The following is a 13,335-nucleotide window of genomic DNA, read 5'->3' on the forward strand; positions in this document are numbered from 1 at the left end:
CGGAACCCACTGATTTCGCGAGATGTGGGTAACTCCCCAGCCGCCTCACGACTGGGCCTGATTCCGAACCGCCGGTCCGCGGCGGTGGTCTCGCCGCGCCCGACGTCCGGCAAAAGGTTCGGAGAGGCGGAGGAGTACCCACTGATTTCGCGAGATGTGGGTAACTCCCCAGCCGCCTCACGACTGGGCCTGATTCTGAGCCGCCGGTCCGCGGCGGTGGTCTCGCCGCGCTCGACGTCCGGCAGAAGGCTCGGAGAGGCGGAGGAGTACCCACTGATTTCGCGAGATGTGGGTAACTCCCCAGCCGCCTCACGACTGGGCCTGATTCCGAGCCGCCGGTCCGCGGCGGTGGTCTCGCCGCGCCCGACGTCCGGCAGAAGGTTCGGAGAGGCGGAGGAGTACCCACTGATTTCGCGAGATGTGGGTAACTCCCCAGCCGCCTCACGACTGGGCCCGATTCCGAGCCGCCGGTCCGCGACGAGAGTCTCGCCGCGCCCGACGTCCGGCAGAAGGTTCGGAGAGGCGGGACTGCTGGCCCGGGCGATCGTGGTTCTCGGCTGTCTTGTCGGCCTCACGGCATGTGCGAATCTCCCCGATTCGTCGGCGCCGCAGGCATTGGGCACGCTGGACCATCAGCCCAGCAGTTCCGGTCCGACGCCGCCCATTTCGGGTCGCGAACCGGATCAGCTGCTGCGCGATTTCCTGCAGGCGACCTCTGATCCCACCAATCGCCATCAGACCGCGCGGCAGTACCTTTCGCCCGCCGCCAATGTGCGCTGGGACGACGCGGCGGGCACCACCATCGTCGATCGCCCGGACACGCTGCGGGAATCGCGCACCGCCGATACCGCGACCTACGTGATCCGGGCTCGCAAGATCGGCGAGCTCGCCGCCGACGGCGCCTACCGCGCCAGCGACGGCACCCTGGAGAACAAGGTCGAAATGGTGAAGGTCGACGGTGAATGGCGGGTCGACGATCTGCCGGCCGGCGTCCTCATCGAACAGACCGCGTTCGCCAAGTCCTACAAGCGGTATTCGCTGTTCTTCCCCAACCTGGCCGGTATGGCCATGGTCCCCGATCTGCGCTGGATCTCCGCGCGCAAGGATCAACTGCCGCAACGACTACTGGGCCTGCTCGGCGAGGGCACCCAGCAGGCGCTGGCCTCCGCTGTGCGCAATCCGCTCTCCGGCGGGGTGACGCTGCGCGGGCCGATCACCAAGGCCAATGGCGAGACCGACAATGTCGGCGTCGGCGCGGGCGGCGTCCAGATCGACTTCGCGGGAGCCTCCGCACTGGATCCGAAGGCCAAGGAGCTCTTGGCAACCCAGGTGGTGCTCACCCTCGCCGGCGCCGAAATCCTCGGACCGTACATGCTGCTGGCCGACGGCAAACCGCTCGACGACCGCTACGCCGCCACCGGCTGGAACCGGTCCGACGTGGAAGCCATGAGCCCGGATGCCATCGCGCAGAACAAGGCAGGACTGCACGCGGTGCGCGACGGCTCACTGGTGGCCGTCACCGACAGCGGCATCACCGCGGCCCCGGGCTTCTTCGGCAGCACCCACACCCTGCAATCGGTGGCGCTGTCGCCGGACGGGCAACTGGTCGCCGCGGTCGCCAACTCGGGCCGTCCCGCGCCGGAGCCGGAGCGCACGCTCATCATCGGCACCTATGACGGCCAGGGCTTCCCGGTCGCCACCGGCGGCACCTTCACCCGCCCGTCCTGGCCCGCCGACGGCACCTCCGCGTGGGCGGTGGTCGACGGGGACCGGGTGATCCGGGCGGTGCACGACCGCAGCACCGGCAATGTGTCGGTGCAGGATGTGGACATCTCCGAATTGCAGGCGGCGGCGGCCAATTCGAGTTCGAACTCCGCCCAGCCACCGCGCGGGCCGATCACCGAACTGCGCATCTCACCGTCCGGAGCGCGGGCGGCACTGATCGCCAACGGCAAGGTGTACGTGGTGGTCGTGGCCCCGCAGGCCGGTGGCAGCGGCAAGTTCTCACTGAGCTCGCCACTGCCCCTGGCGGTCGGTCTGAGCACCGCCGCGGTGTCGGTGGACTGGCAGAGCGATGAGCGTGTCATTGTCACGCGAGAGGGCAATGTGGACCCTGTTGCGGGCGTCCTGGTGGACGGCTCCGGCTTCCAGCCGCAGAGCACGCAGAACCTCACTCCGCCGGTCCGGGTCGTCAGCGTTTCGCCGGACCACGAGTACATCGCCGACTCCCGCGCGGTCCTGGAACTGACCCGCAATCCCGAAGGCGGCGAATACTACTGGCGCGAAGTTCCCGGTCTCGGGAGCAATGCGGTGCCGGTGCTGCCGGGCTAGGCGCACACTGGATCGATGGGGGAGCTGCTGGATCTGATCCTGCCGCGCGTCTGCGGCGGATGCGGAGTGAGCGGAACCAGCTGGTGTGCCGACTGTGCCGATGCGCTGTCCGGTCCGCCGATTCGGCTGCGCCCGCGCGCCGATCCCGGGGTGCCGTGCTGGGCGCTCGCGCCCTACCGGGGCGCGCCGCGGCGCGCGGTGCTGGCCGCCAAGGAACAGCGACGCGCCGATCTGGCGCCCTCGATAGGGGTGGCACTGGCCAGGGGGCTGGATCATTTGCGGGACGGCACGCGGCCGCTGATTCTGGTTCCCGCACCCAGCCGTAGAGTGGCGGCGCGACGTCGCGGCGGTGATCCGGTAGTGCGTGCCGCGCGCGTCGCGGCGAGTTGGCTGCCCGATTGCCGGCTGGTTCGAATACTGGCCATGCGCCCTGGTGTGCGCGATTCGGTGGGTCTGGGCAGGAGCGACCGCCAGCACAATCTGCACGGCCGGATCATCGTGGCCCCGGGCTGCCCGGAACCCGCCCTGTTTCCGGCAAATGCCGAGGTAGTCCTTATTGATGACGTGTTGACCACGGGGGCGACGGTGTGCGAATCGGTGCGTGCGCTACGCGGTGCCCGAGTGACGGTTCGTGCCGCGCTGGTTACGTGCCACGCTTGATTCTTCGAAATTTGCGTGAACACTGGCGGACAGGTCGCTGGCGTATTAGCGTCGGTTTCCAGACACCCGGACTAAGAGTTTGGAGGTGGCGCCTCGGACATCAGTGCCGAGCGATCTCTTCGATCGGCACACGTTTCAATCCCGCCGCACGAGCGGTTTGTGCGGCCAGATCCGGGAGGTACGCGTGACGACTTCTTCACGACCTTCAGCGAAGTCTGCAGACACCTCGGTGCTGCTGGATGATGAATTCATCCCCGACGATCAATCCACCGTGCTAGGCCAGGCGGCGGAAATCGTGGTCAAGGGACGAACCCTCGGCGAGGGTGGCGTTCCAGAACATTTCCGAAACCACGTGTCGGAGAAGCTTTCTCGCCTGGAGCGCTTCGATCCCACCATCTATCTGTTCGACGTGGAACTCACGCACGAACGCAACCGTCGTCAACGCAAGAACTGCCAGCGGATCGAGATCACCGCTCGCGGCAAGGGTCCGGTCGTCCGGGCCGAAGCCTGCGCGGACAGCTTCTACGCCGCCTTGGAACTGGCGGTGGAGCGGCTGGAGAGCCGGTTGCGCCGGCTCAAGGACCGTCGTCGCGTACATCATGGGGACAAGACACCGATCTCGGTGTCCGAAGCGACGGCCGGCCTGATCGACGATTCGCTGTTCATGTCACCGAACGGGTCATCCGGCGCACATGATCACGCGGCCGAGGAGCAGGACGGCGAAACCGCCGGACCTGGTCATGTCGTCCGCACCAAGACCCATCCCGCCATCCCCATGACGATCGATGACGCCCTCTACCAGATGGAGCTCGTCGGTCACGATTTCTTCCTGTTCCAGGACAAGGAGACCGACCGACCGTCGGTCGTCTACCGTCGCCACGCCTTCGACTACGGCATCATCCGTCTCGCATAAGTGGCAATACTGCTCCGCCTCCCCGCGACTTTTGCCGGTCGTGGGGAGCCCCGTACGAATCGTTCCGGGCCGCCGGTCGGTGAGGTGGCCTGGTTCGAGGTGGTAGCGGAGTTACCCTCATCTCCCGAGATCAGTGGGTTGCGTTCACGCCCGAGATCGGTGGGTGTTCCTGAGACACCGTGTATCGCTTTCTTTCTTACCTCACGGTAAGTTTGGTGGCCAGGCATTCTCGAAAGGAATTTCCGTGGCTACCAAAGGTGCTCGCCGTGCTGTCATCGTGTCCGGTGTGCGGACCCCGTTCGTGCGGGCGTTCGGTGATTACACGCGGATGGATTCCATCGACCTCGCCGATACCGCCGTGCGCGGACTGCTCGAGCGGACCGGGCTGCCGAAGGGGGAGGTGCAGGCCATCGTGTGGGGCGGGGTGATTCTCCCCAGTGGCGCACCGAATATCGCGCGTGAGATCGCGCTGGATCTCCAATTGGACCCGGGCTGTGAGGGTTACACCGTCACTCGCGCCTGCGCGTCCGGTTTGCAGGCCATCACCTCCGCCGTCGCGGCCATCGAGCGCGGCGAATACGACATCATGATCGCCGGAGGCAGCGACTCCACCAGCAATGCCGAGGTGAAGCTGCCGCAGAAGATCGTGCACGCCGCCGCGCCGCTGGCGCTGGGTAAGCCGAAGGCGAAGGACTACCTCTCGGCCGCAGCGCAATTGGCGCCGTTCATCGATCTGGTGCCGCGCCGCCCGAAGATCGAGGAGCGGACCACCGGCGAGGTCATGGGTGAGTCCGCCGAGAAAATGGCGCGCATCCACGGTATTTCGCGTGCCGCACAGGATGAGTTCGCGGCCCGCTCGCATCACCGCGCCGCCGCGGCCATCGAATCCGGGCGGTTCGACAGCGAAGTGCTCTCGGTGACCACCCCGGAGGGCAAGGTCGTCGATCGCGACGGCCTGGTGCGGCCCGGCACCAGCGTCGGGAAACTGTCCACGCTCGCACCGGTTTTCGCCAAGGGCGGCACCGTCACCGCCGGCAATGCCAGCCCGCTCACCGACGGCGGCTCGGCGGTCCTGCTCATGAGTGAGGAGAAGGCCCGCGCCCTCGGCTTCGAACCCCTGGCGGCCTTCCGCTCCTGGAGTTTTGTCAGCGTCGACCCGCGGGACCAGGTCCTCATCGGCCCCGCCATCTCCATGCCCCGCGCCCTCGACAAGGCCGGATTGTCGCTGGCCGACATCGATTTCGTCGATATCCACGAGGCCTTCGCCGCCCAGACCCTGTCCGTCGTCTCGGCCCTGGCCAGTGCAGATTGGGCCAAGACCCGCCTCGACCGCGACACCGCCGTAGGCGACATCGACCCCGCCACTCTGAATGTGCACGGCGGCTCGGTCTCCCTCGGCCACCCCTTCGGCGCGACCGGCGCCCGCATGGTCACCACCATGGCCAACGAACTCGCCCGCACCGGCAAGTCCACCGCCCTGCTCGGCATCTGCGCCGCAGGCGGCATCGGAGCCTCCGCAGTCCTCGAGCGCGTCTAGCCCCCCTATCCAGTTTTTCCGGCCCGCTGCATGCGAATCAGCATGCGGCGGCCGTTTCGATATCGGATCCGGGGCGCTCCGCAAGGCCCTCTACACCAGCGTCATCGCTCTTCCCGTCGCCGCCGGCGTGATCCTCGCGGGCACCGGCACCGCGAGCGCAGCGGCCGTCGACCAGCCGCAATCCGCGGCTGCGGTCAGCGACATTCCGCGTGATCCCACGACCGGCGTCCCGGTCCAGACTTTGAGCAGCATGGGCGCCGCCGCCGGTACCGGCGCGGACATCGGCGCCGCGGTGGGCGCGGGCTCGGCCTACGCCGCCGGCGCGCGCTGATACTCGGCCGCCGGGTGTAGCGATCACGCGGCCGCGCGCTCGAAACCTCCGAATGCCATTGCCGGCGTGGGGGTTTCGGTCATTCGGAAGAGGTGAAGCGCTCCCAGTGAATGGCGTCTTCAAGGGGGCGGCGGGTGCGCCAGCCGAAGCGTTCAAGGTCGGGGATCTGCTGGAATTCGTCGACGGGGCCGACGCAGAGCCAGGCGACCGGTTTGATGTGGTCGGGGAGGTCGAGCAGGTCGGCCAGGACGGGGGTGTCGTAGAAGCTCACCCAGCCGACGCCGACGCCCTCGGCGGTGGCCGCCAGCCAGAGGTTCTGGATCGCCAGAATGGTGGAGTAGATGCCGGTTTCGGGGACCGTCGCCCGGCCCAGCACATGGGTGCCGCCGCGCGCCTGATTGTGGGTGACCACGATCCCGGTGCCCGATTCGGTAATGCCCTCGATCTTGATCGGAGTGAAGGTCTCGGAGCGGTCCGAAGGCAGCGCGTCCTGGAATTCGCGGCGCTTGCCGGCGACATGATCGGCGAACTTCGACAGCGTGGCCGGATCACGAATGACGATGAAATCCCACGGCATCGAATTGCCGACGCTGGGCGCCCGATGCGCGGCATCGAGAATGCGCAACAACGTGGTGTCGTCCACGACCTCTCCGGTGAACTCCGCGCGCACATCGCGGCGCAGGCGGATGGCGTCGTAGACGCTCAGAAATTCATCAGGGGCGATCGGGCCTTCAGCACACACGGCGTCCAGTGAACCAGGCCCCGCCGCGGCCCTGCCTGGCAGCCCGCCCTATCGAGGCGATGTTGATTCCCGGCATCCGGCGAGCGCACTCCCCGTCATCCCAGCGCGGCCACTCTCTGTCATCCCGGCGCGCATCTGGCCGGGATCCATGCCGGGTGCGCTCCAGCGGTTTTCGGTGGATCCCGGCCAGAAGCATGCCGGGATGACGGGGGGCGACTCCGAATTCGAAATTCGATGCTGCCCGGTACGCCGAAGCGCCCCCGCTGAATCAGCGGGGGCGCTTCGGGTGGTTCAGTCGCTCAGCCGACGAGGGCGGGCTGGCGGGTGATGCGGCGACGGCCCTCCTTGAGGGCGGTGCGCAGACCGCGGCGGGCGCCGGTGGCCGGATCGATGCTGGCCTGGCCGCCGAAGACCTTCTCCGACTTGGTTTCCGGAGCGTCGTCGGTGCTGCGGCTCAGGTACTTGTTCGGCAGCGACAGCTTCATGATGGTGCGCCAGGACTTGAAGTACTGCACCGGCAGCGAACCGGTGGTGTACGGCAGGTCGTACTTGTCGCACATGGCCCGCACCCGCACCGCGATGTCCTTCAGCCGGTTGGACGGCAGATCCGGGAACAGGTGGTGCTCGATCTGGTGGCTGAGATTGCCGCTCATGAAGTGCAGCAGCTTGCCGCCGGAGATATTGGCGCTGCCCAGCATCTGCCGCAGGTACCACTCGCCCTGGGTTTCATTGAGCACATCGCCCTTGGTGAACTTCTCGGCGCCGTCGGGGAAATGGCCGCAGAAGATGATCGCATTGGTCCACACATTGCGGATCACATTGGCGGTCAGGTTCGCGGTCAGCGTGCCGAAGAAGGCCGGACCGGTGAGCAGCGGGAACAGCAGGTAATCCTTGCCCGCCTGCTTACCGATCTTCTTGAGCACCAGGGTGCGGTCGGCTTCGAACTGCTTCCATTCGGGGCTGTCCTTGGCCCACTTCTTCTTGGCGATCTTGCCGAGCTCCAAATGCTGGATGGCGACGCCGTATTCGAAGAAGCTCTGCAGCAGCAGGTTGTACAGCGGCTGGCCGAGATAGAACGGGCTCCAGCGCTGATCGCGGGTGACGCGCAGCAGGCCGTAGCCGATATCGTCGTCCATACCGAGCACATTGGTGTACTTGTGGTGCAGGAAGTTGTGCGTGATCTTCCAGTGCTCGGACGGGCCGGCGTTATCCCATTCCCACTGGGTGGAGTGGATTTCCGGATCATTCATCCAGTCCCACTGCCCGTGCATGACGTTGTGGCCGATCTCCATATTCTCGATGATCTTGGCCGTGCCGAGCAGTGCCGCGCCCGCGAACCAGGCGGGCGGGAACAGGCTGAAGAAAAGCGCTCCGCGGCCGGTGATTTCGAGGCCGCGCTGTAAACGAATCACATTTCGGATGTAGCGGGCATCGCTGTCACCCCGGGAAGATTCGATTTCGCGGCGGATGGCATCCAGCTCCGCGCCGATAGCCTCGACATCCTCCGGGGTGAGGTGTGCGTATTCCTTGACATCCGAGATCGCCATGCAAGTTACTGTACCGAAGGTTACGGCTCCGTAGGTTTCCAACAGTTGAATCCGTAACGTGTCGAACGCCGCATTGCGTTCGACATGTGCATCTGCTAGCGACTGCGCCGCAGAATGCGCGACAGCCGACGCTCGCGGCCCGCCTTCGTCTGCAGCAAATCCTTTTCCTGCCTTGCCTTTTCCTGGAGCGAGGCCTTGGCCTCACGCAGTACGGCCTTCTCGTGCAGGGCCTTCTCCTTGAGCGCCACCTTCGCCTCCTGCAGTGCCGAACGCAGCCCGCGCCGCTCACCCGTCACCGGGTCCACGCCCGCCCAATTGTGCTCGGCCAGCCATTCACTACCGGCCGGCAGCGACGGCATGGCGGGTAGCGTGACGCCCGCGAACTTGCGTTCGGAAGAGGTCTCCGGCGCATCGTCGGAGGTGCGCTTCAGGAATTGATCCGGCAGGGCCAGCTTGTGAATCGTGCGGAACGCCAACAGGTATTGCTTACCGATCGATCCGGTGGTGTACGGCAGGTCGTACTTATCGCACAGCTCCTTCACCTTCACCGACACCTGGGCGTACCGATTGCTCGGAAGGTCCGGGAACAGGTGATGCTCGATCTGGAAGCTGAGATTGCCGCTCATCAGCGCCATGGCCGGGCCCGCCTCGAAATTGGCGCTGCCCAGCATCTGCCGCAGGTACCACTCGCCCTGCGTTTCGTTCTCGAACTGCTCTTCGGTGAATTTCTGTGCGCCGTCCGGGAAGTGGCCGCAGAAGATCACCGCGTACGCCCACAGATTGCGAATCAGGTTGGCGGTGGCATTCGCCTTCAGCGTCGACTTCCAGGCCGGACCGGTGAGCGCCGGGTAGATCACGAAATCCTTGACGACCTGCTTGCCGGCCTTGCGCATGAAGTCCTTGGTCGGCGCGGAGAACCATTGGTCCTCCGGAATCCCCAACTGCTTCTTGGCGGCATCCAGATCATGCAGCGCGATGCCCCACTCGAACAATGCCGCCAGCACCAGATTCGCCACGGGCTGAGCGAGATTGATCGGCTTCCATTCTTCGTCGCGCGTCATGCGCAGAATGCCGAAACCCAGATCCTCGTCCATATCGAGGATGTTGGTATAGGTGTGGTGCGAGTAGTTGTGCGCCCGCTTCCACTGGGACGACGCACCCGTCATATCCCACTCCCAACTGGTGGAGTGGATCTCCGGATCGTTCATCCAATCCCATTGCCCGTGGCTGATGTTGTGCCCGAGTTCCATGTTCTCGATGATCTTGGCGACCGAGAGCAGACCGGTGCCCGCGAGCCAGGCCCAGCGATTGCGGCTGCCGAACAGCGTGGCGCGCCCCGCCGCCTCCAGCAAGCGCTGGGCGCGGATCACGCGGCGAATGTACTTCGCGTCGCGTTCCCCGAGGGACAGCTCCACGTCGCGTCGAATGGTGTCGAGCTCCTGACCCAGGGTCTCGATATCCGCCTCGGTGAGATGGGCGAACGCCTTGATGTCGGTGATTGCCACCGGCGATCCTCCGTGTCTAATTGCCCTGCGCTGCGCTCCGGGCGAGTTCGCGGCCCCGGGAGTCTCGTTCTTCCCTCCCTCCGCTCCTCCGCTTCGCTCCGCTCAGTCCAGAACGAGACGGGCCGCGAACAGAGGGGGGTGCGTCAGAAGAGGGCCTGTTGTCGAGGGTAGCTGTTGTCGAGCGATCACGTCTCACACGATGCGTGCGTCATACATCGAGGGTGCAATCGCCTGCGGCCGCCGAGATACAGGTCTGCACTTTGTCGCCCGCACGGCGCTCATTGCCGTTGCGAAGATCGCGTACGTGACCCTCTGTGACGGTGACCACACAGGTCTGGCAAATGCCCATTCGGCAGCCGAAAGGCATCTGCACGCCCGCACTTTCGCCGGCCTGCAACAGCGTGGTGGCCCCGTCGACCTCGAGGCTGCGGCCCCCGCGCGCGAAGGTGACGGTGCCGCCCTCGCCGGTGGCCGAGCGCTCGATCTCGAAGCGCTCCACATGCAGCTGATCGAGGATTCCGGCCGCCGCCCAATGCTTTTCGATCTCGTCGAGCATGCCGATCGGGCCGCAGGCCCAGGTGTCGCGCTCGCGCCAGTCCGGCACCCGCTCGTCCAGCTCGGCCAGTGCGAACTTGCCGTGCTCTCCGGTGAAGTGCAGATCGGCGGTGAAACTCGGGTGCCTGTCGTGCAATTCGCGCAGTTCATTGCCGAACATGACGTCATCGGCGGTGCGCGAGGAGTGCACATGCACCACATCCGGGACCACACCGCGCCGGTCCATGGTGCGCAGCATGGCCATCACCGGGGTGATGCCCGAACCCGCGGTCAGGAACAGCACCTTCGCCGGCGGCGGCTCGGGGAGGACGAAGCCGCCCTGCGGTGCGGCCAGGCGCACCACACTGCCCACCGCGACGCCGTTGACCAGATGGCTGGAGAGGAAACCCTCCGGCATGGCCTTGACCGCAATGGAGATGAGCCGCTTGGCCTTGTGCTGTGACTCGTCCCCCAGCCCGCCCCCGGTCCAATCCGGCGGGCAGGTCAGCGAATACGACCGCCAGTGCCAGCGGCCCTCGACCAGTACGCCGATGCCGATGTACTGCCCCGGGGAGAATTTGAAGTCGAAACCCCAGCCCGGCTTGATCACCAGCGTGACCGAATCCGAGGTCTCCTTGCGCACCGCCACGATCCGGCCGCGCAGTTCGCGCGCCGACCACAGCGGATTCACCAGGTGCAGATAATCGTCCGGCAGCAGGGGAGTGGTGATCCGCGCCGCCGCGCCGCGCAGGGCGTTCAGCTTGGTGCGTCCCGCGGTCGCGCCTTCGGCGACAGGCGCCTCCAGCCATTCCCGGAGTCCCCGCACGGAGAATCCCCCAGTCTTCGATGCCATTTTCCGGACGTTCCTGTTCGTCGTGCGCTCGTGGCGCAGGGTGTTCATGCGCGACCCGCGAAGGGTCACAGGCTCCGTGGCGCAGCTTCGTCGCTGCCCGGTGCTCGCGTCGTGCGGCTTGCCGTAGTTGCTCGTCGCACGGTGTCACAGCAAGGTTACGGCATCGTAGGTTACGGTGCCGTCGGCGACAACAATCCGTCATCAGAGCATGTTTTCGGCGGGGAGCTCCGGCGGGTTACAGCAGGTCCAGCAGGAAGGGCAGTTCCTGTGCCGCGTACCAGGCCAATTGGTGGTCCTCGGCATCGCCGAGCACGAATTCGGCATCCGGATCGCCCATATCGGCGGCATCGATGACATCCACCGCCTTGGCGACCTCGGGTTCGGCCTCGGCCAGATCCACATGCACCGAGGCGATGCGGTCGTACGGAATGGCGCTCGACAGCCGCACCACGGCATCGTCCAGATCCGGCCGGAGCGTGGCATCGTCCACATCGGCGGCGATGACCGCGCGCCGGAAGACGGGACCGCGCGCGGGCGTGGCATCGGAATCGTCGGCCGAGTCGCCGTCATTGTCGGCCGCGGCCTGATCCTCGGCCAGCAGTCGCAACGAGGCGCGGGCGGCTTCGCCCATGGCGACCTCGGCCAGTTCGTCGTCGTCGCCGGAGGCGTACGCCTCGCGCAGCGCCGGAGTCACCGCGAAGGCGGTGTCGTTGATGACCCGGATCTCCCGGTCCGCGACCAGGTCCCGCAGCATCGGCACGGTGGCCGGTACATACACCCGCAGTTTCTTCGACACGCCGGACGACTCACTGGACGCAGGCACCGAGCATCTCCTCCATCGACTCGTGCACCGAAGCGGTCAGCACCGCGATATCGGCCATTGCGTCGCGGTCGGCGGTGAGCCCGTAGAAGACCCGCCCGTCATAGGAGGTGAGCCCGATACTCAAAGCCTGAAAGCGCAGCAGTGGCGACACCGGGTACATCTCCAGCATCCGCGCGCCGCCGATGTACATGGGCTGCTGCGGACCCGGCGCGTTGGTGATCACCAGATTGAACGTGTGCTCTGCAAAAGTACTCGCCGACCGTACGCTCATGGCATGCAGGCTCGCCGGAGCGAAACCGGCCATATGCACGAGCGTCCGGGCCTGCACGCCCAGCTGATGCCGGGAGTGCGCCTCGGTGGCGTGCTTGATGTGCGAGAGCCTGATCACCGGATTCGGTTCGCCCACCGGCAGATCCACCAGTAGTGAGGTGACCTCGCCCGCCGGTTTCGCCGCCGCCCCATCGGCGTACACCGACATGGGCACGACCGCTCGCAGCGCATCGGCCTCGGTGAGTACCTGCCCGCGCGAGAGCAGCCAATTGCGCAGCGCCCCGGTGACCACGGCGAGGATGACGTCATTGGTGGAGCAGTCGAACCGCTTGCGGATCTTGCGGTAGTCCTCCAGATCGGTGCGCACCACCTCCACCCGGCGATTGCGGGAGGTGCGGGTGTTCAGCGGGCTGTCCGGTGCGCCCAGCGCCGCCGTCCGCAGCATGGACACCATCTTCTGCACGGCCTTGCCGGTGGCGTCGACCACGGCGAACGCCTCGGCGCCGTGATGGCGCATGACCTCGAGGGCCTCGCGCGGCTGGGTGGCCAGGTGCAGCACCGCGCCGATGAGCAGTTCCAGATCGGCGGGTTCGCGAGGCGCGATCCAGGCATCGTCGGCGACCTCGCGGGGCGCGGGGGAGGTGTCCAGGATCACATGTCCGATTTCCAGTGCGGAATCACCGTCCACCAGCGCCGAATGCGTCTTGGTGAACAGCGCCGAACGGCCCTGTGCGAGGCCCTCGACGAGGTACATCTCCCATAGCGGCCGGGTGGGGTCGAGCGGGCGCGAAGCCAGCCGCGCGACCAGGTCCAGCAGCTGTTCGTCGGTGCCCGGTTCCGGCAGCGCGGACCGGCGGACGTGATAGGTGATGTCGAAATGCGCATCGTCCACCCACACCGGGCGGCCCAGCGTGAACGGGATCTCGCGTACTTTGCGCCGATAGAGCGGAACCATCGGCAAACGCGATTCCACCAGCGACACCAGACCGTCGTAATCGAGCGGCGGATGGCCGGAATTTCCGGACGGAACCGAATTGCGCAGAATGGCGAGGGAACCGATATGCATCGGGTTGCTGCTCGATTCGAGCCGGTAGAACGCTGTGTCCTGCGGCGTCAGTCTCGTGATCACGCTGCCCGCTACTCCCTGAGAATCCCTGCCTGCGCCCGCAATGGTGTCCCCCGCCGAGACATCGGCGGCGCGCGCCGGTTGAGTGGCAAGCTATCGCAATCCGATGACCTGGGGGAACGATCCGGGCGCCACTGCCCTTGTACTCGCGTCGTCGTCGACG

The 13,335-nt window shown here is 66.3% G+C and carries 11 protein-coding genes; 5 read left to right on the plus strand and 6 right to left on the minus strand.

Features of this window, described 5'->3' with window-relative positions:
• The first annotated feature begins 420 nt into the window (after positions 1–420).
• From lpqB to OG716_RS37725, 5 genes are all read left to right on the plus strand, one after another.
• A complete protein-coding gene (gene lpqB, locus OG716_RS37705) occupies positions 421–2,331 on the plus strand; it encodes an MtrAB system accessory lipoprotein LpqB (RefSeq protein ID WP_405135010.1) in 1,911 nt (636 codons plus the stop codon).
• Between the two features lie 15 nt (positions 2,332–2,346).
• Positions 2,347–2,991: a ComF family protein gene (locus tag OG716_RS37710; RefSeq protein ID WP_405135011.1), complete on the plus strand. Its 645-nt coding sequence runs from the start codon at positions 2,347–2,349 to the stop codon at positions 2,989–2,991.
• A gap of 232 nt (positions 2,992–3,223) precedes the next feature.
• Positions 3,224–3,904, plus strand: coding sequence for a ribosome hibernation-promoting factor, HPF/YfiA family (gene hpf, locus OG716_RS37715; RefSeq protein ID WP_405140204.1), 681 nt, complete (start codon positions 3,224–3,226; stop codon positions 3,902–3,904).
• A gap of 244 nt (positions 3,905–4,148) precedes the next feature.
• Positions 4,149–5,441 (plus strand): acetyl-CoA C-acyltransferase, encoded by a 1,293-nt coding sequence (locus OG716_RS37720; RefSeq protein ID WP_405135012.1) that lies wholly within the window; start codon positions 4,149–4,151, stop codon positions 5,439–5,441.
• Between the two features lie 127 nt (positions 5,442–5,568).
• Positions 5,569–5,772 (plus strand): hypothetical protein, encoded by a 204-nt coding sequence (locus tag OG716_RS37725; protein ID WP_405135013.1) that lies wholly within the window; start codon positions 5,569–5,571, stop codon positions 5,770–5,772.
• A 79-nt stretch (positions 5,773–5,851) separates the two neighbouring features.
• On the opposite strand, the gene bluB is transcribed toward OG716_RS37725, so the two are convergent.
• The 6 genes from bluB to OG716_RS37755 form a co-directional block, all read right to left on the minus strand.
• A complete protein-coding gene (gene bluB / locus OG716_RS37730; protein ID WP_405140206.1) occupies positions 5,852–6,478 on the minus strand; it encodes a 5,6-dimethylbenzimidazole synthase in 627 nt (208 codons plus the stop codon).
• 335 nt (positions 6,479–6,813) lie between these two features.
• Complete coding sequence (locus tag OG716_RS37735; protein WP_355118934.1) at positions 6,814–8,061, minus strand: acyl-CoA desaturase; 1,248 nt, start codon at positions 8,059–8,061, stop codon at positions 6,814–6,816.
• Between the two features lie 95 nt (positions 8,062–8,156).
• Complete coding sequence (locus OG716_RS37740; protein WP_405135014.1) at positions 8,157–9,566, minus strand: fatty acid desaturase family protein; 1,410 nt, start codon at positions 9,564–9,566, stop codon at positions 8,157–8,159.
• Between the two features lie 208 nt (positions 9,567–9,774).
• Positions 9,775–10,953: a ferredoxin reductase gene (locus OG716_RS37745; RefSeq protein WP_405135015.1), complete on the minus strand. Its 1,179-nt coding sequence runs from the start codon at positions 10,951–10,953 to the stop codon at positions 9,775–9,777.
• Between the two features lie 235 nt (positions 10,954–11,188).
• Positions 11,189–11,737 carry a DUF6912 family protein gene (locus tag OG716_RS37750; protein WP_405140208.1) on the minus strand — a complete coding sequence of 183 codons (549 nt, stop codon included), beginning with the start codon at positions 11,735–11,737 and terminating at the stop codon, positions 11,189–11,191.
• A gap of 22 nt (positions 11,738–11,759) precedes the next feature.
• The gene (locus tag OG716_RS37755; protein ID WP_405135016.1) at positions 11,760–13,175 is read right to left on the minus strand and encodes a WS/DGAT/MGAT family O-acyltransferase; all 1,416 of its coding nucleotides are present in this window, start codon (positions 13,173–13,175) and stop codon (positions 11,760–11,762) included.
• Positions 13,176–13,335: the final 160 nt, after the last annotated feature.

Origin of the sequence: Nocardia sp. NBC_01388 (genome assembly GCF_045040085.1) — a bacterium.
GTDB lineage: Bacteria > Actinomycetota > Actinomycetes > Mycobacteriales > Mycobacteriaceae > Nocardia.

Coding starts and splice junctions, on each gene's coding strand:
- OG716_RS37745 (WP_405135015.1), bottom strand. CDS start 10,953: ATGGCATCGAAGACTGGGGGATTCTCCGTGCGGGGACTCCGGGAATGG.
- OG716_RS37710 (WP_405135011.1), top strand. CDS start 2,347: ATGGGGGAGCTGCTGGATCTGATCCTGCCGCGCGTCTGCGGCGGATGC.
- OG716_RS37735 (WP_355118934.1), bottom strand. CDS start 8,061: ATGGCGATCTCGGATGTCAAGGAATACGCACACCTCACCCCGGAGGAT.